A 23,684-nucleotide genomic window follows, 5' to 3' on the forward strand; every position below is an offset into this window, starting at 1 on the left:
CCTCTATCTGAAACTCTTTAATTATGAATCGAGTTTCACTCCCTGAACATGAACATTGACATAATTCGGTTCAAATCCAAGTAATCGATTAACATTATATTTAATAGTTTGCTGAATGTTCCGACAAATGACAGAAATTTTCGTGCCATAAGTTACCAAAATATAAACATCCACCGAGATAGAATCATTTTCTTGAGTCAAAACAATCCCTTTTTGGTAGTTTTCTTTTTTTAATATTTCAATTAGATTATCACGGAGTAAATTTTTACTTACCATACCGACAACCCCATAGTTATCAGTTACTGCTGCCCCAACAACTGTCGCAATCACTTCATTACTTAAGGTAATTTGACCTTGTTCAGTTGGAATTTTAATAGCCACGTTGGTTTCCTCCTTATAAGAATAAGACTAATAAATTATTTTCTAGTTAATTATAGCATTAGACAATAGCTAAAGTCTATCAAACCCCTATCAGACTGACAAGCTATCCCTAAGGATTAGGTAACCTTTAGTTGCTAAGTAGGGTTTGAGAAAAAGATTAAGTAATTCCTCTTGCAAGTTACTTTCAGCAATGCTATAATTTTACGGTATGATTATGAGGAGCACAGACTCCTGAAAAAAGGAGGAAACAAGAATGGCTAAAGAATGCTATTATACAGGTCGTAAAGCTAAAAGTGGTAACACTCGTTCTCACGCATTAAATGCAAGCAAACGTCGTTTTGGTGCTAACTTACAAAAAGTTCGTATCATGGTTGACGGACAACCTAAAAAAGTATGGGTTTCTGCCCGTGCACTTAAATCAGGTTTAGTGGAACGTGTTTAATAATAATAAAAGCTTGGCGAAAGCCAAGCCTTTTTTATGCATAAAATTTATTTCATCCTATTGAAATGCTTCATACTCCTATATAGGAAAAAATGAAGTTAATCAGACAATGGAACGCCCTAAACTAGTGAAGCTTTTGTTTTTCACTAAATTAGGGCGCTTCTTTTATTTTATTAGATTAATAACCTTTTTGGGGATCAACTTGATTTCGGACTAAAACACCTTCAGCTAAAAAAGACTGTAAATTAGGAAAGAAGATTTTAAAACTTTCTTGCATAAAGTGTTCAACTATCCCAGTAATATGGGGGGTAATCACAATATTATCCAATTGCCATAAAGGTGACGTTTCAATGAGCGGTTCGCTTTCAAACACATCCAAATAGGCTGATTCAATCAATTTATCTGAAAGAGCTTGATGTAAATCTGCTTCCTTAACAGAGGCACCACGACCAATATTAATAAATAAGGCACTGGATTTCATAGTTTTAAAGTAGTCTAAATCAAAATACTCTCGATTAAGATCGGTTAAAGGCATAGCATTAATAATAATATCAGCTCGACACGCCCATTCTTTATCCTGACCAAAGGCAATGCATTGATCAAAACCTTCAATTGGTCGCCCATTAGTATTGACCCCTATTAACCGGCTGCCCAAAACCGCACCGATTTGAGCCATTCTGATACCGATATTACCGGTTCCATAAACCAAAATAGTTTTGTCATCTAATGATCTAAATAAATTAGGGTCTGGTGGAGACCATACGCCTTGTGCTTGACTGGCAGCCATTTGGGGCATGCACCGATAATGGCTTAAAATATAGGCGAAAACATGTTCACTAATGGGTTGGGCATGAATTCCCGACATATTCGAAATCAAAAGGTCCTCTTTCTGCCGAAAAGAAAGTGGAATCGCGTCAACACCAGCCGATTCCTTTTGAATCCATTTTAAGGCCGGCATTGTTTCAAGTCGTTCTTGCGTAAGGTCGGACGACCAACCATAGATAACCGCAATATCTTGATCATCAGTGTCTAAGAGCTCGTCTTCCATTTTAACTTGGTAGCCATATTGATGGGCCAAGTCTTTAATTTGATCAACTTGTGAATCTTTAAATTCTTTAAACATCGCAATAAGTTTTGTCATATTATGTCCCTTCTAATCCTTTGCTTGAGCTTGCTCACGAATCCATAGGACCGCCACTAAACCTTGTGAGAAGCTTAAAGTCACAATATCTTTCGGATTTACAAATTCATTGGAAATTAAGGCCCGAGGATAAGTCCACTCACTTTGAGGCAGATTATATTTTGCCCCTTCAATTATCCAGTCTTTAATCGGTGTTAAGGCAATGATGGATAAATAATCAGAGTCTAAACGGTCTGTTAACCGATAATTTCCTGGCTGAAAAACTTGGACCTGACAGGCTCGCTCAAGAAAAATAATCTGCTCAAAGAGGTCTTTAAAATCAGGATGAAAGGCCATCCATAAATTAGCTATAGTATGGTCCAAACGTCCTCCTGGTCCCAGACAACCCAAAAGATAAATGGCTTCAATCTCATAACCTTCTTCGATAAGTTTCTTAATATGATAGAGTGCCATTTCGGTATCTGTATTGTCCTTTTCAGGAATCAATTGTTCAAATCGATCACTCGCAGCCTGAATCTGTAGACATTCTTCTGGACTAACTGAGTCAAAATCACCCACCGCGTAATTCAACTTTAAGCCGGTTTTTAAGATAGATAGACAGCCATAGTCTACCCCAATAAGATAGGCTTGATCTGAACTTTGATAAATATTTTTAAGACTATCTAAATCAGGCTTAGGCGCACCTGCACATACTAAAACAGTGATTGGACTTTGAGGCGTCATTAAATAAATTCTCCTGTCATATCAATATGGCTATGAAAGTCCAAAATAGCTTTAGCCCAATCTGTTTGGTTAAAAAGGAAAGACCCAGACACCAAGACATCAGCGCCAGCTTGAGCACAAGCTTTTCCTGTTTCAAAATTAATTCCACCATCTACTTCGATTTCAAAATCCAAGCCTTTTTCTTCTCTCATGACTTTTAGTTGCTTAATTTTTTCTAAGGATGCCTGAATAAATTTCTGACCACCGAAGCCAGGATTTACAGTCATAATTAAGACGAGGTCACACAAGTGGAGGATGGGTTGAATTTGATTTAAATCAGTCCCTGGATTTAAAACAACACCTGCTTTTTTACCCAAAGCTTTAATCATGGATAAGCTTTGGTAAATATGTTTGGTTGCTTCAACGTGCACTGAGATAATGTCCGCCCCTGCAGCGGCTACCATATCTAAGTAGCGTTCGGGTTGATCCACCATTAGATGGCAGTCAAATGTTTTATCGGTTAATGGTCGGACAGCTTGATATACCATTGGACCAAAGGAAATATTTGGCACAAAAGACCCATCCATTACATCAATATGGATATAGTCACAACCTGCTTGGTCCATGGCCTGAATTGCCTGACCCAAATTAGCAAAATCAGCACTTAAAATTGAAGGGGCTATTTTAATCATAAAAAATCTCCATTCTAATTTAACGATAGTTTATTTTCTTTTGATCAATCTGTTTAAATAAATTGACATAATGATTATATCGACTGGCATCAATCTTACCAGCCGCTACATCAGCTTTAACTTGACACTTAGGTTCATTGATATGTAGACATGACGAGAACTTACATCCTTTACTAGCTTCTGCCAAATCTGGATAATAATTACCCAAATCATACTTATCAATCATAGTTAAATCCATGGCAGAAAAACCAGGAGTATCGGCAATCAAGGCGCCTTTAAAATCATATAATTGTACATCGCGCGTGGTGTGTTTCCCACGATTTAAACTTTGCGAAATTTGATTAGTTTCCAAGTTTAAATCGGGGATTAAATGATTAATCAAGGTAGATTTTCCCACACCTGACTGACCCATAATGACATAAACCGCTTCTGGCTGCATGATCGACTCAAATATAGCTTTCAAATTCTGAGTATGGTCAATCATAACCACTTTATAACCCAGACTCTGGTATAACTCAATAATATGCATCAATTTACTTTGGCTATCCTCAACCTCTTGGATAAACAAATCATACTTACTTAATAAGATAATTGGTACAATATGGTTGATTTCCACCGTCAATAAATAGTTATTCAATAGATTAAAAGAGAAATCTGGCTCGACTAGCGACATGACAATCATGGCAAAATCTACATTCGCCACCGGCGGTCTGACTAATTGATTCTTCCGGGTATGAATTTCTGTTAATCGATGGTCAGACAAGTCATCTTCGGAATTATATTCAAAGGTCACCCAGTCACCTACCAGGGGTTTTATCTTCTGATGACGAAAGAGGCCTTTGGCTCGACTGGTAAAAACTTGTCCCTGACTCCAAATATAATAAAAACCACTTAAAGATTTATAAATTCTACCCTCTCTTAATTCAATTTCCCCCATAAAAAATCCTTTCTTGTAATTAGATAAACGTATTATAACATCTTTTATCAAACCGTTTCATTTTTGACCCATAAAAAACCTCACTCTTATCCTTATTTTTGAAAACTTATCTATAATAAACAAAAAACCATAATAAAGATAAGTATTTTAGTAATAAAGATAAAAATGAGGTTGTGGTTTTAAGGCTTATTCACCCGGCTGAACATCATTTCGTTCTTCAATCACTTGTCCATCACGAACAATGCGATATTGACCGACTGAATTAGTCTTGATATATAAAGTGATTTCTAAATTCTGAGATTGGGTAATTTCAAATTCTTCTGCGACTTCATTAATGTTGTTATTTGCATCACCAATAAAAATTTGAATTACATTTGAAAGCGGCTTATTTTGATTTGGATCATTTTCCGCATATCGTGGAACATATTCTATATAGGTCGGTATCTTAGTCGTTGTAATTGATTCTTCACTAGGACCAGATGATACGACTACTTCAATTGTATCACCAGGAGATAATTCAACTCCTGAAGCTGGACTTTGACTAATGACTTGACCTTCAGGAATATAGTCATCATTAGTGTATGACTCTGAAACACTTAAACCATAGGCTTCAGCAAAGGTATAAACCATCTTAAGTGGTAAATTTGAAAAATCTTGCATCTGCACATTATCAGAAGCAACCCCCACCGTAAAAGTTATTTGAGTTTCTGAAGGAATGACTTGGGTTCCAGGTTCAATACTTTGATCGAGAATTTTTCCAACTTGATCTGGGTCGTTGGTCCAGAAATCACGTCGTTCAACAATAAATGTATCGATGTTTTTCCCATTGGCATCGGTTTTTCCATAACTCATCAATGAGCGACGAATTTTTTCATAATCCTCGCCGACATAATTTTCTAGTTTAACTAACTGCTTCCCATCACTGATATAAAGGTCAACTTTCTTTCCTTTATCTATCTTATTACCTACTTTGGGCTCTGACTTAACAACCTTATCCTTTTCAATTGATTCATCCCAAACATGCTTTACTTCTCCGAGAGTCAACTTGGCATCTTTTAATGCTTGTTCCGCTTCCGCCTGGGTCATATTTTCCATATCAGGAACAGTGGCTTGTAAAATCACCTGATTAAAAGCCCAATAACCCGCTAAAGCTAGTGTTAATAGTGAAAGAATTAGGAAGAGTAATTTCAAAATCCTATTGCTTCTTCTCGGTTTAACCAAGGGTGGCAATTCATCATAAACTACAATTTCTTCATCCACTTTCTTTTGCTTTTTCTTTTCTTGGTGTGGATGTGATTTATTTTTATTTATTAAAGGTTTAATTGGTTTAAGGACCAGGGTTTTCTCATTTTGACTGGCTGGTACAAACAGAACTTCCTTCATTCGTGATGCACTTAATGAGGTCCGCAAGTCCTGCAACATTTCATCGACACTCTCATATCGGTCAGCTTGTAATTTTGTGGTTGCCTTCAAGACAACATTCTCCAAGCTTTGGGGTACATAATCTAAACTATCTTTGATACGTGGAAATGACTCTTGGAAATGTTTTAAGGCAATTGAAACAGCTGATTCACCATCAAAAGGCACTGTTCCCGTAATCAGTTCATAGAGGACGACACCCAACGCATAAATATCCGACTTAATTGTCGCAGCATTCCCCCGGGCTTGTTCAGGAGATAGATAATGAACTGAACCCAATAAAGTATTAGTTTGGGTGATTGAAGTATCGGTTAAAGCCACAGCAATCCCGAAGTCTGTAATTTTAACCTCATTATCCTTGGTAATTAAAATATTCTGTGGCTTAATATCCCGGTGGATAATATTTTGTTGATGGGCAATCCTGATGGCTGAGAGAATTTGACTCATAATATTTACTACTAACTCTAATGAGATAGGTGACTTTTCTTTAATATAAGTCTTTAAATCCGTTCCTTCTACATATTCCATAACAATATATTGTTGGTCGTTTTCCTGTGAAACATCATACACTTCAACAATATTATGATGGAGTAATTGACTCGCTGACATAGCTTCACGCTGGAACCGACGAATCGCATTTTGATTATCTTGGAAGTCAAAGCGGAGAACTTTAACTGCAACTTTTCGGTCTAAAATCAAATCTTGGGCTAGGAATACATTCGCCATCCCTCCTTGCCCAATTGGACGAAGAATTTTATAACGGCCTGATAATTTTTCATTGATTTCTACCATTAATCTTCCACCGTCCCTTCAGCTAGATCTGTCACCAAGATTAAAGTGATATTATCTGAGCCGCCAGCATCATTAGCTGCTTTAATTAGAGCTTGTCCCAATTGGTCCAAATCTATATGCTCTACAAAAAATGCTTCCATTGTTTTATGACCCACCATATTAGATAGACCATCTGAACATAAGAGTAAGTCATCCACTTGAGCAAGTGAACATTGATTAAATTCATAATCAACCCAGTCTGTTCCCCCAATTGATTGGGTAACGATATTACGTTGAGGATGATTTTGACCTTCAGATTCTGAGATTTCACCAGACCGAATGAGTTCATTAACTAAGGAGTGGTCTTCAGTTACTTGATTTAATTGACCCTCATGATAAATATAAGCCCGGCTATCGCCAACATGTGCAATCACTAGTTGATCTTCAGCGACGACCGCAATAACTAAAGTGGTAGACATACCAAATAATTTAGCATCCGTCATCGATTGATCATAAATAGCCTGATTCACCTGGGTGATTTGTCGAGCCATCCAGTCTTTACTATCTTCAATTGATAGTTCCCGGTCAACTGTTTCAAACGCTGCTCCCAATAATTCAGTCGTTGTTTTAGAAGCAACATCCCCTGCTTGATTACCACCAACTCCGTCACAGAGCACAAAAAGAATCTGCCCTGCTTGGGACTTAAAATAATCAGCATAATCTTGATTGGATGTCCGTTTTTTTCCAATATTTGAGTGAACTGAAATCTGCATAATACACCTCAACTGTCTTTTTACTTAATCTTTTTTAATCGTGCAATAAAGAAACCATCGGTATGATATTGATGGGGCCAAATTCTTATCATGCCTTGGTCATTGATTAAACCAGCTGCCATAACTTCATCAGCGATAATCTGATCTAATTCAAAGTCTTCGCGCTCCTGTAGAAATGCTCCGACTTGTTCCTCATTCTCCTGACTTGCCAGTGTACAAGTCGAATAAATTAAATATCCACCCGGTTTAAGCAAGGAACTAGTATGATTCAATAACTCTGCTTGAATTTCGGCCAAGGCTTGAATATGGTTGGCCTGTTTACTATATTTAATTTCAGGTTTACGACGCATCAAACCTAACCCTGAGCATGGTGCATCCAGATATATTCTATCATATAATTTACCATCTGTTGGTATAAATTTACTAGCATCTTCAACCTGCAAACTCACAAATTGAGATAAGCCTAAGCGTTGAAGATGGTCGTCTACTTTTGTTAATTTAGCCGAAGAAATATCTAAGGCTTGTAATTTTCCGCCACCCAAATCTCGTAAAATTTGGGCAATATGTGTCGCTTTACCACCCGGTGCAGCACAGGCATCCAGTACAGTCATCCCTGCCTGTAATTTTCCTAAAGAAGCCACTAATTGACTCGATTCATCTTGAATCGTTAAAGCTCCCTGTTGAAATAGTGACGAATGAACGGGATTGCCTGATTCAAACCGCAAACCCACTGGTGATATTGGACTAGCTTGACTCGTCAACCCTTCTTCTGATAACTGTTCCCGGGCAGCCTGACTATTTAAACCAGACTTGACGATTCGAGCCGACACATAGGGTTCTTCTAATAAAGATCCTAATAAAGCTTCTAAATCTGCCTCACTGATTTGATGCTGAAGCTCTTTAATAATCCAAGGAGCGATTGAATATTTTACCGCAAGAGCTTGAAGTGGATTTTCTAGCTTATTTAAATCCAAATCGGCTCGACGTTGAAAATTGCGGAGAACCCCATTGACAAAGCCACCTAGGCCAGCATGCCCAATTAGTTTGGCCATTTCAACTGCTTGCGAGAAAACCGCATGATCGGGAATACGGTCAAGATAAATAAATTGATAGATAGACAGGCGCAATAAGCTGGCCACCCAATCATCGACTTTTTTCCCCTTTATAAAGGGTGCTAGAAAATAATCCAAACTATATCGTCTTTGAATGACCCCATAGACTAATTTAACTACTAGATTAGTGTCTACTGGACTGAGACTGGTTTCTTGATGAAAACGATCGAGGAGGACATTTGAATATCCTCCATGGTTTTCCACTTGGTCAAGAATCAGTAAGGCTTGAAAGCGGGCTTGACTGGCTAATTTTCGAGCAACATTTTTCTTAACCTTCATGACCAGAACTCATTTCAAACACTTGGTTAACCAATTCATGGTCTGCCATTCCATTTAAATATTGTTTAACCGGCATTCTTTTTTTGCCATTAGGTTGAACTTCTTCAATGGCAAAATAAGTGTTTTGGCCTGCCTGAACAATCAGTTGGTCCTCGGTACTTGCTACAATTTGACCTACTTGACCTTGAGGAAAGTCTCCAGTAATTGGTCGGCCAGCCCAAATTTTAAACCGTTGCCCCTTTAACCGTGTAAAAGTTGAAGGAAAAGGTCTAAAGGCACGCACATGGCGGTCGATTTCAATGGCTGTCTGATTCCATTGAATTTCTTCTTCTTCTTTGCTGATATTAGGCGAGAAAGTTGCCTCTGCTTCATTTTGAGGCCAAGCTTGATCTGTCCCAGCAAAGACGGAGGGTAAGGTTTTTAATAATAAGTCACGACCTAGGTCGGCCATCTTAGCAAAAACATCAGCCACGTCATCCCGGTCAAGAATCGGAAGTGAGGCTTGGGCTAAGATATTGCCGGCATCCATTTTAGGTGTCATATAAATCAATGAAATCCCGGTTTCCTTCTCCCCTTTCCAAATTGCATAATGGATGGGAGCGCCCCCACGATATTTAGGTAGGAGTGATGCATGGACATTAATGGCTCCATATTTGGGTGCATTGAGAATGGATTTAGGGAGAAACTGACCAAAGGCTGCCGTAATGATAAGGTCAGGCTTCATTTCAATAATAGTTTTGGCTTGGTCAGACCCAGCTAATTTTTCAGGTTGAAGTACGGGAATCCCATAGGCTTGCGCCAATTCTTTGACTGGTGATGGAGTAATCACACGCTTCCGGCCTACCGGCCGATCAGGTTGTGTAACTACTGCCATTATTTCATAGGCCTGACTATCAATTAGGCCTTGTAAAACTGTACGGGAAAATGCCGGCGTCCCCATAAAAATTACTTTTTTCATAAATTGCTTCCTTTCTACATAAAGAATAAAGGATCATTGTCAATGGTTACATAGATACCATTTTTAACTTCACTTTGATTGCTTTCAAGAATAATATCCAAAGCCTGGTCTATTTGACTTTTTTGCTTATATTTTAATAATAACTGAAAATAATATTGATTGTTAATTTTAGCAATTCCTGATTGGCTTGGACCTAGTAAGATAAAGTCCCGATTAGTCCCTGTGATTGACTGGTTTAACTGACTTTTTAAATCATAAGCTTTACGAAGAGCCTTGCCTTCGTACTTACTAGAGACGGTAATTAAAGTCATAAAATAGTATGGTGGATAGGCTGCCATATGCCGTCGTTGCATTTCATAATAATAAAAGCCCTCATAATCATGTTTTTGGGCAAAATGTAAGACATAGTGTTGTGGGTTATAAGTTTGAATAATAACTTGGCCTTGATAGGCACCCCGCCCCGTTCGTCCTGCTACTTGAGTTAAGAGTTGGAAACTTTTTTCAGCGGCGCGAAAGTCTGGTAGGTTCAAAGAGGTATCAGCATTAATGACACCCACCAAGGTGACCTTTTCAAAGTCGAGTCCCTTAGCAATCATTTGGGTACCTAAGAGAATATCAGCTTGACCTTGACCAAATTGATTCAGGATTTGTTCATGTTGGCCTTTACGACGAGTTGTATCATTATCCATCCGTAGAATGCGAGCTTGTGGAAAAAGACTTTGTAGGCTTTCATACACCTTTTGAGTGCCAAGGCCATGCCCCCGTAAATGGCGTGAACCACACTGAGGACAGGTTTGCGGCACCTGCTCTCGATAATCACAATAGTGGCATTTAAGCTTAGCATCATGCTTATGATAAGTTAATGAAATATCACAGCGAGGGCATTGTATAACATGCCCACATTCGCGACACATGAGATAAGAAGAATATCCCCGGCGATTTAATAACAAAATAATTTGTTCTTGCTTGTCCAAGCGTGTTTGGATAGCTTCTTTTAGCAAGGGGGAAAACTCATCAAGCGTTTCTTGAGCCAACATTTGTGACATATCTACAATTTGAACGGGTGGTAAAGGTGCTTGATTTACCCGATCTTTCATCGTAATAAGATGGTAATTGCCAACTTGAGCCCGGGTACGCGACTCAATTGACGGGGTCGCAGACCCCAGGACTAAAGGACAATGGTGGTATTTAGCCCGTAACTTAGCGACCTGACGTGCATGGTAACGTGGGTTGTCTGACTGTTTATAGGTACTTTCATGTTCTTCGTCCATGATTATAATCCCAATGTTTTCTAAAGGAGCAAAGACTGAAGAACGTGCCCCAACAACAATTTTGGCTTCATGTTTGAGGATGCGACGCCATTCATCATAACGCTCCGCTGTTGACAAGCCAGAATGAAGAACCGCCACCCCTTGGCCAAACCGCCCCACAACCCGCTCAACCATTTGCGGGGTCAATGAGATCTCAGGAACTAATAAAAGAGCTGTTTGCCCCTTTTCTACTACGCGGTCGATTAATTGTAGGTAAACCTCAGTTTTTCCTGAACCTGTGACACCTTCAACTAAGAAGGTGTCATTTTTTTCTGTATCAATTGCTAAGGCAATTGCCTCATAGGCCCGTAATTGTTCCGGTTTAAGGTCCTGTTTTTGACTTCTTTCTAAATCCAAATGTTTTAACGGATCACGATATGCTTGGACTTGATTTAGACGTAACCACCCTTTATCTTGAGCCCGTTTAAGCACTTGATAATCAATCTTTGTATCTGTCATTACACTTTTAGCGGGGATAGCCTGTTTATCATCCACATCACGTAAATAATTTAATAAAGCACGTAAGTTACGGTAGTTCGCTGGAGTGTTATCTAAAATAGCTTGATAACCTGTCTGGTCCAGTAAGGGCTCGACCATTTTGATGTATTTCTGACTCGTTTGGTCAACCACATGGTATTCTAATTCAATTATTCCTTGGTCAACTAATTTACGAATACGATAGGCCGATAGCTTAGCTTCTAAGTCTTCCTTGGTTATAGCCTCTTGTGCTAAAATCCCCGTTTCGGCTTCAAAACTTTGTCGATCATGAATCAGAATCCTAGTCTCATACTTAACCCGTAACATATTAGGTAACATGGCCTCAAGCATGGAAATCTCAAATACTTGTAAATCGTGGGCTAACTGATGGGCCAAAGAAATCAATTCTTGGTTCAGAAATGGTTGATAATCCAGTAAAGCAGAAATTTCCTTTAATTTACCATCAAAGTTAGTTTCGTCAACCAGTTCAACAACAAAACCCAAAAGATGTCGGGAACCAAAGGGGACTTTCACCCGCATACCAACTTGGATTAAAGCTTCAAACTTTTTGGGAATCTTATAGTCAAAGGGGCGATTCACTTGTGCAACTGGAATATCCACAATAATCTTCCCAATCATAGGTTCAACTCCTTTTAACCTGTCATAAAAAGAGAGCGGGAGAACAGGTTTCTAGCTTGCCAAAACCTCTATCATCCCACCCCTAGCTTTGTGGTTTTCTTGGTGGTCTGTTTTATCTATTGATAAACTCCTGTGAGCCACCCAAATAGATAAACACAATCATATTTAATATAAATTATGGCTGAAACATTTATTTGTTCCAGCCATTTTTATCCCATTATTTATCAACGATTTCTAACTTATCTGCGACTACTTCTTCTAAAGCTTGCCCCACTGGTTTAACTGATTGGTAGTCATCTAATTGATATTTCTTATGGGCTTGCATCTCATGCGCACGTTTACTTGCTAAAATAATTAAACTATAAGTTGAAGGAACTCTCTCAACCAACTTATCAATTGAAGGATATAACATCATAGGTCTTCATTTCCTTTCTGAAAATAATCACGAATTTGACTCTGAATTTGGTCTACAACGCGATCTACTTTTAAATGTTCGCTTTGGATAATTGCATTTACCTTTTGAACGGCATTTGAAACTTGATCATTCACTACAACATAGTCATAGTGTTTCATCATTTCAATTTCTTCTCTAGCTTTCTGCATACGTTCATAAATGACTGCCATATCATCAGTGCCACGGCCAATAATACGTGATTCTAACTCATGGAGATTAGGTGGTGCGAGAAAGATGAAAATTCCCTCAGACATCCGTTCACGTACCTTTAAGGCACCTTGAACTTCAATTTCTAAGAAAACATCTTTCCCTTTGGCTAAATTTTCTTCTATTTTTTCAATGGGTGTTCCATAGTAATTCCCCACGTATTCTGCATATTCAAGTAATTTGTCATGACGAATAAGTTCTTCAAAATGAGAACGTGTTACATAATAATAGTCTACCCCATCTTGCTCCCCAGGCCGCATTTTGCGGGTGGTTGCTGAAACAGAATATACATAGTTAAAAATATTGTTTTCAAAAATAGCTGCTCTTACTGTACCCTTACCTACACCAGAAGGGCCAGATAGGACAATCAGCAATCCTCGTCGATCCGTCATGATCTACCTCCATCTGTCTGCCAATTTATAATCCCTATCATAACACATTAGAAGCTCAACTTAAATGAATTCTAGCATTTCTTCCAAATTTTTCCTAGAAAAACGCTTGACAAAACGAACAAGTGTTCGTATAATAAAAACACAAACACATGTTCGCATAGAAAAGAGATGAAAGAAATGGAATCACCAATTAAATACAACTTCATAGTACACTTAAACCAAGAAAAAAATAAACTAGTTAATAAGTTAATGGATACCTTTAATTTGGCTGAATTCCGGGCGCCCCTTTCTACTACTATCATGCCGGTCACTCAAGTTGAACAGACCCTTAACCAACATTATGTAAGCCTAGACCCAATTTATATTGAATTTGAATACTACAATCATCAGAATAAAATCCAAGAAGATTACCGGGTTGTTCAAGTACTTGCACCGATTAACCATGAACGACACGTTCAACTGCTAGATTGTCAAACCCATCAACAATTTTCTTTAAGCCTTCAACAAATCCTAACGGTCTCTGCCAAGGCCGCTTAGGATATATAAGAAAGACTTGTCTAGGGAAAGCTAGTATCTATTAGCTTTCTAAGACAAGTCTTTTTTATTTAATCATTTAATAAAGAAGAAGTTTCTTTACGTGATAGATAACGACTATGAGGAGGAATAATTAATTTCGGCCAAAGTCGAGCCACAATTGAAAGGATTCCCCCTGTAATTAGCCCTGTTAACAAACAAGATAACCAAAAATTAAGCGATGTCAAGCTAAATTGGTTTGAAGCTTGTAGTAAATAACTAGCCAGTAGAAAAGCTAATAAATAATAAACTACTGAGACCAAAATGCTTGCTGTTATTATATTCAGGTAGACAGACGAATAACGACGATTATTTAGGGTTTTTTGTGTATTTTTGGTAAATAACCCTAACAAGACTAAACTCATCACTGGAACCAAGTAACGCAAGATTAGGGGTAACCATTGATGTTCTTGACCAATAAACCAACCAACACCAAGTCCAGCTAGAGCTCCCGTCAGGATTGCTGCAGGTGCGCCTTGGCGTAAACCTAGCCAAATTAAAGGTATAAGAAACAAAGCAAAGCGATAAGGAAGTTGATTATTTAAGACTTGGTAAGCTACAAAAGCTAAGCCTAAAGCCAGAATTAAAGCAATCAAGCAGTCGCCCAACAAGCGGCGAGTTCGTTTATTCATAGGTTATTTCTCCTTTATTAACCTTCATCTTCAGGCTGATAACTAGAGCCTTCCATAATGATTGGCAAAATGACTGGACGTCGTTTGGTTTCCTTAAAGAGGTATTTACCAATTTTCTCACGTAGATCTGATTTCAAATTACCCCAGTCAAAATCGTCTTTGGCTAAATGTTCTTCAAGCACATCTAGGGTCATATCGGAACATTCTTCAATCAAATCTAAACTAGTCTTCATGAAAACAAATCCTCTTGAAGTTATTTGTGGCCCAACCAAAACACGTTTAAGTCGGCGAGAAATTGTAGCAACTACCACAAAAATACCATCTTCACTTAAAATACGACGATCTCTTAAGACCACATTCCCTATATCCCCTACGCCTGAACCATCAACGAGTACATCGCCAGCTGGCACAGAAGCAGCGATATTGACTGAATCCTGTTTAAATTCAATGACATCACCTAAAACTGGCATCAAAATTTGATCATCAGTATAGGCTAGTTCTTGGGCTAACTTAGCATGGGCATGTAAAGTTCTAGACTCACCATTAACTGGAATAAGATAATGGGGTTTTAAGAAATTCAACATAAACTGAAGGTCATTTTTATTAGCATGTCCAGAAACTTGTGCGTCTTCCTTAATCGAACGAACACTGGCACCAGCCCGGTAAATCATATCTGCCGTTTTAGCTTGGGTCGTTTCCATGGCAACAGATGGGGTTGTCCCTATATAGACTAAATCCCCTTCTTTTAAATGAACCGTTTTATGACGATTATTAGCCATCGCTTGCAAGGCTTTGATAGGTTCACCCACATTACCAGTTTCTAAGACAATAATTTTATCATCTGGGGTCTTAGTCATATCTTTCATTTGGCCAATGACATCTTTACTTGGAATCTGAATCTTATCAAGTTTAATAGCAACATCAATTAATTGCATTAATTGGTTACCACCAAAAAATACGGTCCGACCAGATAAGTAAGCCGCATTCAAAACTTGTTGAATCCGGGCGATATTAGAACCAATACTAGCAATAATGACCCGTCCAGGTGTATTCATAAATGTATCTGCCATATTTCCAACAATCGTGGTGACAGAATCATTGTTGGTCAAAATTTCTGCATCGGCTGAGTCACTTAGTAAAGCCAGAACACCCTTTTCACCAATATCGGTTAAACGGCCGAAATCTGTTTTATACAATTCTGAGGCAGAAGAATCAAATTTAAAGTCACCCGTATAGACAATAGCTCCTAAAGGCGTTGAGAGTACAATCCCTACTGATTCAGGGATGGTATGGGTGGTTTTAAAGAAAGAAACTGTAGAAGTCTCAAATTCAATTTCAGTTTCCGCATCAATCACAAAGAAATTATCCAAATGCTTCCCTAAACCAGCTGCTTTAGCATCTAACTTAGCTAGTTCAATCGTTAAATCGGTTCCGAATACAGGAGCTTCTAGCGTATCTAATAAGTAAGGTAAGGCACCCATGGCATCCGCATGCCCATGACTTAAGAAAATACCAACAACCCGTTCCTTATTTTCTTCTAAATAGGTAAAGTCAGGAATTACTGCATCAATACCTAACATTTCGTCTTCAGGGAAGACCAAACCACAATCGAGCACATAAATGGCCTCATCTATTTCGACCACATACATATTCTTGCCCTCTTCGCGTACCCCGCCAAGAGGAATAATTTTAACTGCATTCATATAGCACCTCATATATATTTATCTATTTTTCTTGTTTACAATCGTATTTAGTATAACACATTCTTAACTTAATTTAAAAAGCATCTGATTACTAGCGTCCTAAAAGATTTTTGCCTTAATTGCGCAAGTTTTTTACATTACAAAAAACCCAATCAACAAAAGGAATTAACCTATTGCTAATTGGGTAATATAGACAAATTTTACTTGATTAATACTTTCCGTGATAAATTAATCCGACCCCGGTCATCAATTTCAGTTACTTTAACTGTCACATCATCACCCATGGCTAAGACATCTTCAACTTTATCGATTCGTTCTTTAGCTATTTGAGAGATATGGAGTAAGCCTTGTTTGCCTGGTAAGATTTCAACAAAAGCGCCGAATTTTTCAATCCGAACTACTTTCCCCGTATAGACTTCACCAGCCGCCACTACATGGGTTAAACTTTCAATAATATCTTTGGCTTTATTAATCATGGCTTGGTCTTCAGAGTAAATTGACACATTACCTTCATCATCAATATCGATTTTAACACCTGTTTCATCGATAATTTTGTTGATCGTTTCGCCACCCTTACCAATCACCACTTTGATTTGGTCAATATCAATTTTAACCATTTCAATCTTAGGTGCATACTTACTCAATTCAGGTCTTGGTGCTGCAATGGTGGAAGTAATTTGATCCAAAATCTGCATCCGGGCTACTTTAGCTTGAGCTAAGGCTTCCCGCAAGATTTGTTCTGTAATTCCTTGGATTTTAATATCCATTTGTAAAGCGGTAATTCCTTTAGCAGTACCAGCTACCTTGAAGTCCATATCACCGAGGTGATCTTCTAGGCCCTGAATGTCCGTTAAGATGGTATAATCAGCATCATCATCCATCACCAAGCCCATGGCGATCCCAGCCACTGGAGCTTTAATTGGGATACCAGCATCCATCATGGCTAGGGTTGACCCACAAATAGAGGCCTGGGAAGACGAACCGTTTGATTCTAAAACTTCAGAGACAAGACGAATCACATATGGAAATTCTTCTTCTGAAGGAATAACATGTTTCAAGGCCCGTTCACCTAAAGCACCATGGCCCACTTCACGACGACCTGGGCTACCCATCCGGCCAGTTTCACCCACTGAATATGGAGGGAAATTATAGTGATGCATAAACCGTTTATAATCTTCGGTACCTAAGCCATCAATAATTTGATGCTCTCTTAATGGGGCCAAAGTTGCAACAGATAAGGCTTGCGTTTGTCCCCGAGTAAAGAGACCAGAACCATGGACCCGTGGTAAGAGACCAACTTCTGAAGAAAGTGGACGAATTTCATCAATTTTACGACCATCTGGCCGCACCCGTTCTTTGGTAATTAAACGGCGAACTTCATCTTTTTCTAAATCATGTAAGGCAATATTTACAGACTTAATGATTTCTTCAAATTCAGGATTACTATCATATTTTGTTTGGAAATATTCCACGGCCGCTGCCATAACGTCAGCAACGGCTTCTTCCCGGGCTTTCTTTTCTTCAGTTTGAATGGCTTGAACCATTTTAGCTTGGAAAAGTTCATTGACTTGGTCCACAATGTCAGGCAGAGGTTTAGCCAAGGTCAATTCAAATTTTTCTTTACCCACAGCTGATATGATTTCTTCTTGGAAGGCAACGAGTTCTTTAATAGCCTCATGACCGAATAATAAAGCTTCTAACATTTCGGCTTCAGGAACTTCAGCCGCATCAGACTCAACCATATTAATTGCTGTCTTAGTCCCAGCTACCGTTAAGTCAATTTCAGTTGTAGCGAGTTGGTCAACACTTGGATTAATAATTAATTGACCATCTACTCGAGCCACTTTAACCCCAGCAATTGGACCATCAAAAGGCACATCAGAAACACCTAATGCTAAGGAAGCACCAAACATAGCGGCCATCTCAGGACTATTATCTTGATCAACGGATAAGACGGTTGCTACAATTTGAACCTCATTCCGGACTCCATCAGGAAACATTGGCCGAATTGGACGGTCAATTAAACGCGCGGTTAAGGTTGCATGTTCTGAAGGACGCCCTTCTCGTTTTAAGAAGCCACCTGGTACTTTACCTACAGCATACATTTTTTCTTCATAGTTAACTGTCAGTGGGAAGAAATCACCAGTTCCAGCTTTTTTAGATCCAACCGCTGTAGCTAAAACAACCGTTTCACCGTAGCGAACTAGAACGGCACCCGATGCTTGCTTGGCAACTTGGCCAATCTCAACTTGTAGAGGTCGACCCCTAAAATCAAGCTTAAATACTTGTTTTGTCATATATACTCTCCTTTTTATTGCAAACGGTAGACTACTAAACAAATATCAATTAAACTCCTTAGCGTTTAGCTCATACTTGTATAGTAGTGACCAACCATTTGTATATTTTTATATAAAAAGAAGGATGACAAAAATGTCACCCTTTTTAAAATCATGATTAACGACGTAATCCTAAACGAGAAATTAATTCACGGTAACGAGGAATATCGTTTTCACGTAAGTAAGCTAATAAGTTACGACGGTGCCCGATTTTCTTCATTAAACCACGATAAGAATGGAAATCTTTCTTATGTTCTTTAATATGCTCATTTAATAAGTTGATTTCTTCAGTTAAAACGGCAACTTGTACCTCAACTGAACCTGTATCGCCTTCATGAGTAGCATATTCTTTAATGATTTCGCTCTTGCGTTCTTTGCTTAATGCCATCTCATTTCACCTCTTTCTATGATTTTGTCCCTAACCAAGTAAACGTTGGTGATTCGATTACTGAGTTAAGGCTTTGCGCCCACCGTCCGTCGGTCAAAGACAGCAACAGACGGCTACTTGAATAATATAGCTTATTTACTAAGGATATTCAAGCTAAAACCGGATTTTTTATAGGGTTTTTATTTTTTCTTATAAAAAACAGCCTTTAATTCCATAATAATATCTCTAAGCTCGGCGGCTGCCTCGAAGTTCATGGCTTTAGCATGTTGCCTCATTTCCATTTCTAAGCGGTCCAACTCTTCTTCTCTTTGGGCCCGCGATAGGGATTTGAATTGTTGCAAGATATTTTCTTCTTGTTCATCAGAAGATACTTCCTTAGATATCTTAATTAGATCGCGGACTTCTTTCTTAATGGTTTGTGGCGTAATCCCATGAGCTTCATTATAAGCCATTTGAATTTTCCGGCGTCGTTCTGTTTCATCCATGGCTTTCCGCATGGAATCGGTGATTGCATCTGCATACATAATCACCTTCCCATGATCATTCCGGGCAGCCCGACCAATGGTTTGAACTAAAGACCGTTCTGACCTTAAGAAGCCTTCTTTATCCGCATCTAAAATCATAACTAAGGAAACTTCGGGTACATCGAGTCCTTCCCGCAACAAGTTAATCCCGACTAAGACATCAAAGATTCCCAGGCGAAGATCACGAATTATTTCCGTCCGTTCCAGAGTCTTAATATCTGAGTGAAGGTACTTCACCTTAAAGTCTAATTCCTTCAAATAATCAGTTAAGTCTTCGGACATCTTCTTAGTTAAAGTTGTAATGAAGACCCGGTCACCACGGGAAATAGTTTCATTTATCTCACTAACAATATCATCCATTTGACCCTTGATTGGTCTGACCTCAATCACCGGATCAAGTAAGCCAGTTGGCCGGATTATTTGCTCAACATATTGGTTATCAGTTAGGTTTAATTCATAAGGACCTGGGGTGGCCGAAACATAGATCATTTGATTAACTTTTTTCTCAAACTCTTCCAAGCGTAATGGTCGATTATCTAAAGCTGACGGTAACCGAAAACCATAATCAATTAATTGTTGTTTCCGAGCCCGGTCACCGTTATACATACCGCGAATTTGGGGCAAGGTTATATGTGATTCATCGGCTACAATTAAATAGTCATCAGGGAAGAAATCCAAGAGAGTAAAGGGTGCTTGCCCTGGTACCCGACCATCCATGTGCCGAGAGTAATTTTCAATACCTGAACAATACCCCATTTCCAAGAGCATTTCGATATCATAGTTGGTTCTTTGTTCCAAACGTTGGGCCTCAAGGAGCTTATGTTCTTTATTCAGTTCGGCCAGTCTTTCTTCTAATTCAGCGCGAATGGTTTCCACTGCCCTCAAAGTCTGTTCTTGGTTGGCCACAAAGTGAGTAGCAGGATAGACTGGGAAGTGCTTCAATTCGGATTTAATTTCACCTGTCATCACATCCACTTCACGGATCCGGTCAATTTCATCACCAAACCACTCAACCCTAAGCACAGAGGAGTCATGGGAGGCGATGAAAATTTCAACCACATCTCCCCGGACTCGGAAAGTTCCCCGTTGGAAATCATAGTCATTACGGACATACTGCATTTCAACTAAGCGGTTTAAGACATAGGCACGCGAGATTTCTTGTCCTTCTCTTAGAGACAAAACTTGGTCCCGGTACATTTCTGGGTCAACCAAACCATAAATACAAGATACCGACGCAACCACAATAACATCACGCCGTTCTAATAAGGCTGAGGAAGCAGAGTGACGTAATTTATCAATTTCATCATTAATAGAGGCTTCTTTTTCAATATAGGAATCAGATGAAGGTACATAGGCTTCTGGCTGATAGTAATCATAATAAGAGACAAAATATTCAACTGCATTATCCGGGAAAAATTCTAATAACTCACTATATAATTGACCTGCTAAAGTTTTATTGTGAGCTAGGACTAAAGTTGGCTTGTTTATTTCCTGTATCACATTAGCAATAGTAAAGGTTTTACCTGTCCCAGTAGCGCCTAAAAGAATTTGATCCCGTTTTCCTTCTTTTAGACCTTTTACTAAATCGGCAATCGCTTTGGGTTGATCCCCTGACGCTTGATAAGGTGCTTTTAAATTAAAATGATCCATCGTTTTACTCCTTTACGAATGAATGTTCGCTTTTATGATACCCTAATTTCTAAAAAATGCAAAAAGTAGGATTATATCTAAAGAAAAATAAAAAAAAGATTGCTTTTAGCTTTTTAAATACGTTATAATACTTCTTGTTGACTAAGTCAGCTTTGACTTATATACTATTAAGAACCAATATTGAAAGAGGTGACATCATGGCAAACTCAGCACAAGCAACTAAACGTGTGCGTCAAAACACTACTAAACGTGACTTAAATAAAGCTCAAGTATCTGAAATGCGTACCGCTATCAAAAACTTTAAAGCTGCCGTAGAATCTTCAGCCGATAATGCACAAGAATTATTCAATGCAGCCGCAAGTAAAATTGATCGTGCAGCTAAAAATGGTTTAATCCATGGTAATAAAGCTGACCGCGATAAAGCTAAATTAAACTCATTATTAAATAAATAATTAAAATAAATATTTTGAGCCAGCCTCTTCGCGATGCTGGCTTTTTTCTTTACTCTTTTTTATTTATTCTTTAATTTAGCTTTTATTTTTTTCTACCATATCTTGTAATTTCATCAGTAAAATATAAAAATAGGTTTCTTTATTGCCCAATCCTTGTTTCATAGCAAAATCAGCTTCTACCAAATCCATATAAAATTGTTGTAATTGATTCAGACTAAGGATCCGGTTATTTTTTAAAGCTAATTTAACCCGGTAAGGATGGACCGAAAGGGTTTTAGCAATATCTCCTTCTAAGTGGCCTGCTTCCATGAGGATTCGACTTTGGATAAATAAGCGAAATTGGGTAATCAGTAAAGCGTGCAATTGAATAGGATTATTGTTTAATAAGAGTAAATCGCGGTATATTTTGACTGCCTTTTCAATTTGGAGGGCCACCACCGCATTCGATAATTCAAACACATTTGATTCTAGGCTGCGAGGTACCAATAATGAAATATCTTTTTTGGTGATTAATTGGTCCGGATTAGCAAAAGAATTCAGTTTATTTAATTCACTTGTTACCTTTGTTAAATCATAATTTGTCCTAATTAATAGTTCTTGGATACCCTCTCTTTGAATCTTAAATTTTCCATCTCTAAGAAATTCTTTTAAATAGGCTTCAACCGCCCGTTCATCCATCGGCGTCATTTCTACGAAATTCGCCTCTTTTAAGAGTGCCTTACTTAACTTGCGCCGTTTGTCTAAATTATCCTTTAAGACCCTAAAAATCAATACTGAAGCCTCATTGGGTTGGGCTAAATACTCTAATAAGGCTGCTTGCTCTTTATCGGTGATACTTTTACGACTGGCCCCAATCAGGCTATCCGCTTGATCAACCACAATGACCCTGCGGTCTGCAAAGAAAGAAAAGAGATTCGCTTCATCAAGGACTAGGGTTAAACTGTCTTCTTGTAAATCAAAGCGCGTTAAATCAAGCTCCTCTTGTCCTTGACGACAATGGTCTAAGAGACTAGACAGAAAGGTATCTTGGAGATACTGTTCACTCCCATATAATAGATAGACTGGACTTACTTGGCCAGTTTTTAATTTTTTTAGGGCTGATTGGTAACTTGACACGAAATCTCCTCCTCTTACAAGATTACAATACTATTATCCTAGTTTAGCTTATTCTTTACTTAAATTAAAGCTCAGACTTGCATGTATTTTTCAAAGCTATATAATAGGGAACATATTCTAGAAAAGGAGCCCATTATGAAAGCAAAAATTGGTATTACTGGTAATATTATTACCTACAAACGGCCTGAAGAAGTGGCTGCTTTTGACGCCAACTACACGCCACGTGAATTCTCACAAGCTGTAGAATTAGCAGGGGGAATTCCCTATATCATTCCGATTATGGATGAATCACTAGCTGAAGAAATTATGTCTAGCTTAGATGGCCTCATTCTAACGGGTGGGCAAGATGTTTCGCCCCTCTTATATAATCAAGAGCCCCATCAAGCCATCCAAGAAACTTCGCCCCAAAGAGACACCTTTGAATTAGCCCTTATCAATGCAGCAATTCACCAAGGTAAGGCTATCTTAGGTATTTGTCGCGGACTACAACTATTAAATGTCCGCTATGGGGGCACACTTTATCAAGATTTATCTGAAGATAAGACAGCTTACCTTCAACATAACCAACAAAGTTTACCCCAATTTCCAACCCATCGCATTCAAATCAAAGATCAGTCGAGTTTATCACCCATCTTTGGTAAGGAAATTACCGTTAACTCCTTCCATCACCAATCAATCGATCAATTAGGTCAAGGGCTTACGGTGATTGCTCAATCTCTGGATCAGGTTATCGAAGCGGTTGAAGCACCCGCAGATAATGTCATCGCGGTCCAATGGCATCCTGAGTTAACCCATATTCATGACCAACACTCCATTAACCTCTTTCGAAATTTAGTCGAACGTGCCTTGCCAAAAGATTAAAAAATAAAGCTAGAGAGTTCTTCTGAAGAACTTTCTAGCTTTTAATATTAGGCTTCAATTTTAACAATCCAATTTTTTTCTTCATCTTGTGAATCTAAGAGGCTGGGATTATTTTCAGCTTCTACATGTTTAACAACAATTTTACCCGAAATTGGACTAGGAATTTCAATAGTGGCTTTGGAAGCTTCCACATTTAAGAGGGTATCCCCTGCTGCAATTTCACCCAGACGGGCTATATTCGCATAGACAATCTCGCCAACTTCTTCTTGTAGGACTTCATTAACACCTAATACGATTTGACCTGAGGCTTCTTTTTGCCATAAATATTCTACATTCATCTTAATTCCCCTATCTTTTTGTATG

General features: G+C 38.5%; 23 protein-coding genes. 4 read left to right on the forward strand and 19 right to left on the reverse strand.

Annotated features, from left to right (window positions below):
- Positions 1–21: 21 nt before the first annotated feature.
- Entirely contained in the window at positions 22–381 is a 360-nt protein-coding gene (locus tag G396_RS0100415) for an Asp23/Gls24 family envelope stress response protein (protein WP_006418203.1), read from the reverse strand.
- 253 nt (positions 382–634) lie between these two features.
- Between G396_RS0100415 and rpmB the strand changes: the two genes are divergently transcribed.
- Positions 635–823: a 50S ribosomal protein L28 gene (gene rpmB / locus G396_RS0100420; RefSeq protein ID WP_006418478.1), complete on the forward strand. Its 189-nt coding sequence runs from the start codon at positions 635–637 to the stop codon at positions 821–823.
- Positions 824–1,001: 178 nt separating this feature from the next.
- Here rpmB and G396_RS0100425 read toward each other — a convergent pair whose 3' ends face one another.
- From G396_RS0100425 to gmk, 11 genes are all read right to left on the reverse strand, one after another.
- Positions 1,002–1,964 carry a phosphoglycerate dehydrogenase gene (locus tag G396_RS0100425; protein ID WP_028124690.1) on the reverse strand — a complete coding sequence of 321 codons (963 nt, stop codon included), beginning with the start codon at positions 1,962–1,964 and terminating at the stop codon, positions 1,002–1,004.
- Between the two features lie 12 nt (positions 1,965–1,976).
- Positions 1,977–2,687, reverse strand: a complete 711-nt coding sequence (locus G396_RS0100430; protein ID WP_028124691.1) for a thiamine diphosphokinase — start codon at positions 2,685–2,687, stop codon at positions 1,977–1,979.
- Positions 2,687–3,355, reverse strand: a complete 669-nt coding sequence (rpe, locus tag G396_RS0100435) for a ribulose-phosphate 3-epimerase (protein ID WP_211224438.1) — start codon at positions 3,353–3,355, stop codon at positions 2,687–2,689. The genes G396_RS0100430 and rpe overlap by 1 nt, the downstream gene beginning before the upstream one ends.
- A gap of 22 nt (positions 3,356–3,377) precedes the next feature.
- Complete coding sequence (gene rsgA, locus G396_RS0100440; RefSeq protein ID WP_034907286.1) at positions 3,378–4,295, reverse strand: ribosome small subunit-dependent GTPase A; 918 nt, start codon at positions 4,293–4,295, stop codon at positions 3,378–3,380.
- A 186-nt stretch (positions 4,296–4,481) separates the two neighbouring features.
- Complete coding sequence (gene pknB, locus G396_RS0100445) at positions 4,482–6,506, reverse strand: Stk1 family PASTA domain-containing Ser/Thr kinase (protein WP_028124694.1); 2,025 nt, start codon at positions 6,504–6,506, stop codon at positions 4,482–4,484.
- Entirely contained in the window at positions 6,506–7,258 is a 753-nt protein-coding gene (locus G396_RS0100450) for a Stp1/IreP family PP2C-type Ser/Thr phosphatase (protein WP_006418430.1), read from the reverse strand. Before G396_RS0100450 ends, pknB begins: the two co-directional genes overlap by 1 nt.
- A gap of 20 nt (positions 7,259–7,278) precedes the next feature.
- Complete coding sequence (rsmB, locus tag G396_RS0100455; protein ID WP_028124695.1) at positions 7,279–8,649, reverse strand: 16S rRNA (cytosine(967)-C(5))-methyltransferase RsmB; 1,371 nt, start codon at positions 8,647–8,649, stop codon at positions 7,279–7,281.
- Entirely contained in the window at positions 8,639–9,607 is a 969-nt protein-coding gene (fmt, locus tag G396_RS0100460) for a methionyl-tRNA formyltransferase (RefSeq protein WP_028124696.1), read from the reverse strand. The genes rsmB and fmt overlap by 11 nt, the downstream gene beginning before the upstream one ends.
- 14 nt (positions 9,608–9,621) lie before the next feature.
- The gene (priA, locus tag G396_RS0100465; RefSeq protein WP_028124697.1) at positions 9,622–12,033 is read right to left on the reverse strand and encodes a primosomal protein N'; all 2,412 of its coding nucleotides are present in this window, start codon (positions 12,031–12,033) and stop codon (positions 9,622–9,624) included.
- A gap of 217 nt (positions 12,034–12,250) precedes the next feature.
- Entirely contained in the window at positions 12,251–12,448 is a 198-nt protein-coding gene (gene rpoZ, locus G396_RS0100470; protein WP_006418446.1) for a DNA-directed RNA polymerase subunit omega, read from the reverse strand.
- Positions 12,445–13,086, reverse strand: a complete 642-nt coding sequence (gene gmk, locus G396_RS0100475; RefSeq protein WP_006418227.1) for a guanylate kinase — start codon at positions 13,084–13,086, stop codon at positions 12,445–12,447. Before gmk ends, rpoZ begins: the two co-directional genes overlap by 4 nt.
- A 177-nt stretch (positions 13,087–13,263) precedes the next feature.
- Here gmk and G396_RS0100480 point away from each other — a divergent pair, with 177 nt between their 5' ends.
- On the forward strand, positions 13,264–13,623 hold the full coding sequence (locus tag G396_RS0100480) for a hypothetical protein (protein ID WP_028124698.1): 360 nt from the start codon (positions 13,264–13,266) through the stop codon (positions 13,621–13,623).
- Positions 13,624–13,691: 68 nt separating this feature from the next.
- Here the strand turns inward: G396_RS0100480 and G396_RS0100485 are convergent, their stop codons facing one another.
- The 5 genes from G396_RS0100485 to uvrB form a co-directional block, all read right to left on the reverse strand.
- Positions 13,692–14,291: an energy-coupled thiamine transporter ThiT gene (locus tag G396_RS0100485; protein WP_028124699.1), complete on the reverse strand. Its 600-nt coding sequence runs from the start codon at positions 14,289–14,291 to the stop codon at positions 13,692–13,694.
- A 17-nt stretch (positions 14,292–14,308) separates the two neighbouring features.
- Complete coding sequence (locus tag G396_RS0100490; protein WP_006418349.1) at positions 14,309–15,994, reverse strand: ribonuclease J; 1,686 nt, start codon at positions 15,992–15,994, stop codon at positions 14,309–14,311.
- Between the two features lie 200 nt (positions 15,995–16,194).
- Entirely contained in the window at positions 16,195–18,291 is a 2,097-nt protein-coding gene (gene pnp / locus G396_RS0100495; protein WP_006418230.1) for a polyribonucleotide nucleotidyltransferase, read from the reverse strand.
- 157 nt (positions 18,292–18,448) lie between these two features.
- Positions 18,449–18,718, reverse strand: coding sequence for a 30S ribosomal protein S15 (gene rpsO, locus G396_RS0100500; protein ID WP_006418372.1), 270 nt, complete (start codon positions 18,716–18,718; stop codon positions 18,449–18,451).
- Positions 18,719–18,897: 179 nt separating this feature from the next.
- Positions 18,898–20,892: an excinuclease ABC subunit UvrB gene (uvrB, locus tag G396_RS0100505; protein ID WP_028124700.1), complete on the reverse strand. Its 1,995-nt coding sequence runs from the start codon at positions 20,890–20,892 to the stop codon at positions 18,898–18,900.
- Positions 20,893–21,089: 197 nt separating this feature from the next.
- Here uvrB and rpsT point away from each other — a divergent pair, with 197 nt between their 5' ends.
- Positions 21,090–21,344: a 30S ribosomal protein S20 gene (rpsT, locus tag G396_RS0100510; RefSeq protein WP_006418511.1), complete on the forward strand. Its 255-nt coding sequence runs from the start codon at positions 21,090–21,092 to the stop codon at positions 21,342–21,344.
- A 75-nt stretch (positions 21,345–21,419) separates the two neighbouring features.
- On the opposite strand, the gene holA is transcribed toward rpsT, so the two are convergent.
- Entirely contained in the window at positions 21,420–22,460 is a 1,041-nt protein-coding gene (gene holA / locus G396_RS09730; RefSeq protein ID WP_006418375.1) for a DNA polymerase III subunit delta, read from the reverse strand.
- Between the two features lie 135 nt (positions 22,461–22,595).
- On the opposite strand from holA, the gene G396_RS0100520 reads away from it, so the two are divergent.
- Entirely contained in the window at positions 22,596–23,321 is a 726-nt protein-coding gene (locus tag G396_RS0100520; protein WP_028124701.1) for a gamma-glutamyl-gamma-aminobutyrate hydrolase family protein, read from the forward strand.
- A gap of 47 nt (positions 23,322–23,368) precedes the next feature.
- Here G396_RS0100520 and G396_RS0100525 read toward each other — a convergent pair whose 3' ends face one another.
- A complete protein-coding gene (locus tag G396_RS0100525) occupies positions 23,369–23,659 on the reverse strand; it encodes a glycine cleavage system H family protein (protein ID WP_006418382.1) in 291 nt (96 codons plus the stop codon).
- Positions 23,660–23,684: the final 25 nt, after the last annotated feature.

It is taken from the genome of Eremococcus coleocola DSM 15696, from assembly GCF_000428865.1.
GTDB classification, from domain to species: domain Bacteria; phylum Bacillota; class Bacilli; order Lactobacillales; family Aerococcaceae; genus Eremococcus; species Eremococcus coleocola.

Excerpts from the sequence above, each read along its gene's own strand:
- rpsO (WP_006418372.1), bottom strand. The coding sequence starts at position 18,718 with ATGGCATTAAGCAAAGAACGCAAGAGCGAAATCATTAAAGAATATGCT.
- G396_RS0100490 (WP_006418349.1), bottom strand. The coding sequence starts at position 15,994 with ATGAATGCAGTTAAAATTATTCCTCTTGGCGGGGTACGCGAAGAGGGC.
- pknB (WP_028124694.1), bottom strand. The coding sequence starts at position 6,506 with ATGGTAGAAATCAATGAAAAATTATCAGGCCGTTATAAAATTCTTCGT.
- rsgA (WP_034907286.1), bottom strand. The coding sequence starts at position 4,295 with ATGGGGGAAATTGAATTAAGAGAGGGTAGAATTTATAAATCTTTAAGT.
- rpoZ (WP_006418446.1), bottom strand. The coding sequence starts at position 12,448 with ATGATGTTATATCCTTCAATTGATAAGTTGGTTGAGAGAGTTCCTTCA.
- G396_RS0100520 (WP_028124701.1), top strand. The coding sequence starts at position 22,596 with ATGAAAGCAAAAATTGGTATTACTGGTAATATTATTACCTACAAACGG.
- priA (WP_028124697.1), bottom strand. The coding sequence starts at position 12,033 with ATGATTGGGAAGATTATTGTGGATATTCCAGTTGCACAAGTGAATCGC.
- G396_RS0100485 (WP_028124699.1), bottom strand. The coding sequence starts at position 14,291 with ATGAATAAACGAACTCGCCGCTTGTTGGGCGACTGCTTGATTGCTTTA.
- G396_RS0100525 (WP_006418382.1), bottom strand. The coding sequence starts at position 23,659 with ATGAATGTAGAATATTTATGGCAAAAAGAAGCCTCAGGTCAAATCGTA.
- rpsT (WP_006418511.1), top strand. The coding sequence starts at position 21,090 with ATGGCAAACTCAGCACAAGCAACTAAACGTGTGCGTCAAAACACTACT.
- G396_RS0100480 (WP_028124698.1), top strand. The coding sequence starts at position 13,264 with ATGGAATCACCAATTAAATACAACTTCATAGTACACTTAAACCAAGAA.
- rpmB (WP_006418478.1), top strand. The coding sequence starts at position 635 with ATGGCTAAAGAATGCTATTATACAGGTCGTAAAGCTAAAAGTGGTAAC.
- uvrB (WP_028124700.1), bottom strand. The coding sequence starts at position 20,892 with ATGGATCATTTTAATTTAAAAGCACCTTATCAAGCGTCAGGGGATCAA.
- pnp (WP_006418230.1), bottom strand. The coding sequence starts at position 18,291 with ATGACAAAACAAGTATTTAAGCTTGATTTTAGGGGTCGACCTCTACAA.
- G396_RS0100430 (WP_028124691.1), bottom strand. The coding sequence starts at position 2,687 with ATGACGCCTCAAAGTCCAATCACTGTTTTAGTATGTGCAGGTGCGCCT.
- G396_RS0100450 (WP_006418430.1), bottom strand. The coding sequence starts at position 7,258 with ATGCAGATTTCAGTTCACTCAAATATTGGAAAAAAACGGACATCCAAT.
- fmt (WP_028124696.1), bottom strand. The coding sequence starts at position 9,607 with ATGAAAAAAGTAATTTTTATGGGGACGCCGGCATTTTCCCGTACAGTT.
- G396_RS0100425 (WP_028124690.1), bottom strand. The coding sequence starts at position 1,964 with ATGACAAAACTTATTGCGATGTTTAAAGAATTTAAAGATTCACAAGTT.
- gmk (WP_006418227.1), bottom strand. The coding sequence starts at position 13,086 with ATGACGGATCGACGAGGATTGCTGATTGTCCTATCTGGCCCTTCTGGT.
- rsmB (WP_028124695.1), bottom strand. The coding sequence starts at position 8,649 with ATGAAGGTTAAGAAAAATGTTGCTCGAAAATTAGCCAGTCAAGCCCGC.